The sequence below is a fragment of the Collinsella aerofaciens genome (genome assembly GCF_040926265.1).
Lineage (GTDB): Bacteria > Actinomycetota > Coriobacteriia > Coriobacteriales > Coriobacteriaceae > Collinsella > Collinsella aerofaciens_BB.
This window is the reverse complement of record NZ_JBCOIL010000001.1, coordinates 121,512-124,680: the sequence shown is the minus strand read 5'-3', so window position 1 is coordinate 124,680 and position 3,169 is coordinate 121,512. Positions and strand designations below refer to the sequence as shown.

The following is a 3,169-nucleotide window of genomic DNA, read 5'->3' as shown; positions in this document are numbered from 1 at the left end:
GGGTATCGGGTTCCCACATTCATCCGCACATGTGCGGATGAATGTGGGAGGTGTTCGGATAAAGTCGATAATCAAGGTCCATATCTATCTGTTCCATCCGGCCGAACGCCCTGTTCCCGAATCATTACCCGTTATCTAAACTGTTGGATTGATTTGGCTCTGTTAGACCATGATTGACATTCTGCCCCAATCATCTTTTTGAAATTGCAAGATAATCGCCCCCTTGCCGGGTTTGAATCCGGCAAGGGGGCGATGTGCTCAAGATCTGTCGGGTCAATCGTGAGGGTCCCATCGCCCAAGTCGATTTGCCGACTATCTTGCCGTCTTCCCGTCGGGCACCGGCGCCTTGACCCTCATCTCGAACGGCAACCCGCCCTTCCGGACGGGCGCCCTGAGGAACGCGTTGACGGCGGTGGACATGGACAGGCCGAGCTCGTCCAGGATGGCCGTGGCCTCCTTCTTGACCTCCGGGTCGATCCGGATCGTCGTGGCCGGTATATTCGACGGCATGGCTGCACCTTTCCTCGTATATCGCGATGCGACCATTCTACTGTCTCTATGCGGCGGCTTCGGTCCAGTAGTCCATTTAGGGCGGCAGGACGTTGAACATATCATGGATGCGGCTCCTGCACACGCCGTTGGCGAGCTGTCGCGCGACCGTGCGCTCGGCGGTGCCGGAATCGGTCGCCATGAAGGTCCGGCACCACTTGAACCAAGCGAGGTAGGTGCCGAGGTGCTTCGTCGACACGCCCTTAAACGGCTTCATGAAGGTATCGAGGAGCGAATGGACGGTGTTGATCCGGTTGATGGTCCCCTCGGAAGGGTCCTTGGAATCGTAGGCCGTGTGTGCGTCGACCTCGAGCTCCGCGAGGATGTCGACATAGGCGGACGCCTTGTCCGTCGCTACGACGGAAGCGGACGCGATGCGGTCCCTCAGCACGTCCATGGCGCGTTTCCTCGACAGGATGCCTCGTCCCGAGACCTGGAGAAACGTCTCGTTCGAGTCGTTCACGCCGGTCATGACGCAGATCTGCTCGCGCGACAGTCCGCGCCTGTGCACCTGCTTGCCACGATGTCGGGAGTGACGTGGCATCGTAAATGACCCCTTCGTGTGGTTGCCCTTGAACGACTCGGGGAAGTAGGTCTCGTCGAGCTCGCAGCCGCAGCCCCGCCCGGTCTTGAACGAGGGCGAGTAGGCCGAGAGACACTCGATGAGCCTGTGGCGCATGGTGTAGGCGGTCTTGAGGCAGACATGGCAGCGCCCCGCGCATTCGCGCAGGGGCAGCATGAGAACGAAGCACTCGGCATTGGCCATCCAGGTCTCCTTCGGGAGCCTGCTCGTCCCCAGGATGTGCCCGCTGCCCATGCCGAAGGTCCTGCCGCAATCCTGGCAGAGGTAACGCTGCTCGCCGTTCTTTGATTTGCCCTTCTTCACGACCGCGGTGGACCCGCAGCGCGGGGAGCGCTCGGCCTCGTAGGCGGAGCCGGCGGCGTTCGGTCCTGCTGAGGCTCGCGATGTCCCTCTTGAAGGTGATTACCAGGTCCTCGGCGTTCATGCTGCCCCGCGGTCTACGAGGCTAACGATATGGCGCCGTGATGACATATGTATGTCAATCTTGGTCTAACAGAGCCTAACGAAAGTGCATGTCAGGAGTTTCCCTTAGGCATTTTGCGGCTATAGGGACAAGGTCGAACATCGTGTGAACGACATCGCCCGTGTTTGCAACGGTAGCCGTGAACTTGCCGTTTCCAAAATCCATCAGATGGTAGAGGTTGATGGTTAAGTCCTTTTGCGTGGCAATTCTCAGAATCCAGTAAGCGCAATTGTCGCTGCAGGTTGTGGCGTTGTATACGTTCTGAGGCATGAAGTGCATGAGCAACAGCGTCTTAGTGCCTCCCGACAGCCTTTCAGGAGGGATAATGCCTAGGATCTTGGTGTCTATTGCGCAGGGTCCAACGACATTGCCTTTATCGATTGATTTAATAATCCTTTGAGCAAAGGCGTCTTGAAACCACTGGGGCGAATAGGCGTTATCGAAGTAAACCGACGTATTGTAGATAACGTTTTCCATATCACCATAGTGAATTGTTAACACGTTGGTCCCTTCGGGTTGCTGGTTTGGTGTTCGGTGAGACTGATTGTATCGCACGCATAAGACGGGCGTAATTTGCCAGAAACACATGCGATTGATAACCATTGACAGTCAAGACCTGTATCCAGTGCCCGTATTTGCATGTCCGTACTTGAACCTAAGTTGCTTTGAAGGCCTATGTTTTAGACAATAGTTCCAGGCTAGGCTCTGCGTGGCGGCACGTAAAAGCCGTACTGTGCTTGGGTGGGTAAAAGTCCAAGACGATTAGATATCCGAGAGGATATCGAGCCCGTGCCGGGGAGATAAGGTGAGCCCGCGCCGGGGACTATAGTTCCGGCAACAAATGGGTTTCCGCGAGGATGCCGCGGCTGACGGTCAGTATATTACCGCCCTACACGCTCCTTCCGCGCGTCGCCTGCTCAAACGATTTGCGCCGAATTTTATTCCGCGGGCGGTGAGCCTGTTTATAGACAACGTCACGACCTATAGACGGGTGTCTTGGGGGTATTGCAGCTTGGCTCCCGTCCCCCCAATCTAGTAGACTTGGAAACCGTTGCTAGATTAGGGGGATTTTCCATGAGACGCTCCACGAAACGAATTTCCGGTGCCGCCGCCGCGCTGGCGGTCGCGGCCGCCCTGGCCCTGTGCGGGCCCGCGGCCTACGCCGCCCCCGCCGCCCCGGGCGACGCGCAGGCCCCGGCCGCCGGGGCCCAGCCCGCCGACGGGGGTCCCGCCGCCCAGGCCGACGCCGCCCAGCCCGCGCAGGCCGACGCCTCCCAGCCCGAGGCCTCGCAGGCCGACGGCGCCCAGGCGGAGCCCGCCCGGTCCGAGGCGGCCGCGCCCGTCTCGCTCTCATACTCGGCCCACGTCTCCAATATCGGCTGGATGGGCGCCGTCGCCGGCGGCGAGGTCGCCGGCACGACCGGCAGGGGGCTCCCCCTCGAGGCGCTGCGCCTCGTCCTGTCCGACGCCTCGACCGGCGAGCCCCTCGGCGCCGACGCCATATCCGTCGAGGCCCACGTCTCCAACGTCGGCTGGCAGGCCGCCGTCGGCAACGGCGGCACCGCCGGCACGAC

The 3,169-nt window shown here is 60.2% G+C and carries 3 protein-coding genes and 2 pseudogenes; 1 reads left to right on the top strand and 4 read right to left on the bottom strand.

Translation table 11 applies throughout. The annotated features are described in order from the left end of the window. Window positions 1-312: 312 nt before the first annotated feature. The 4 genes and pseudogenes from AB5767_RS00560 to AB5767_RS00545 all read right to left on the bottom strand — a co-directional run bounded on the left by AB5767_RS00560 (window position 313) and on the right by AB5767_RS00545 (window position 2,072). Window positions 313-510 carry a type II toxin-antitoxin system RelB/DinJ family antitoxin gene (locus AB5767_RS00560; protein WP_368131580.1) on the bottom strand — a complete coding sequence of 66 codons (198 nt, stop codon included), beginning with the start codon at window positions 508-510 and terminating at the stop codon, window positions 313-315. A 76-nt stretch (window positions 511-586) separates the two neighbouring features. Continuing rightward, a complete protein-coding gene (locus AB5767_RS00555) occupies window positions 587-1,366 on the bottom strand; it encodes an IS1595 family transposase (RefSeq protein WP_368131582.1) in 780 nt (259 codons plus the stop codon). Between the two features lie 15 nt (window positions 1,367-1,381). Further along, window positions 1,382-1,447: pseudogene (locus tag AB5767_RS00550) on the bottom strand (IS1/IS1595 family N-terminal zinc-binding domain-containing protein); the annotation flags it as partial. Window positions 1,448-1,631: 184 nt separating this feature from the next. Next, window positions 1,632-2,072 (bottom strand): DUF4869 domain-containing protein, encoded by a 441-nt coding sequence (locus AB5767_RS00545; RefSeq protein ID WP_368131578.1) that lies wholly within the window; start codon window positions 2,070-2,072, stop codon window positions 1,632-1,634. A gap of 597 nt (window positions 2,073-2,669) precedes the next feature. Between AB5767_RS00545 and AB5767_RS00540 the strand changes: the two are divergent. Further along, window positions 2,670-3,169, top strand: a pseudogene (locus AB5767_RS00540) (hypothetical protein); the annotation flags it as partial.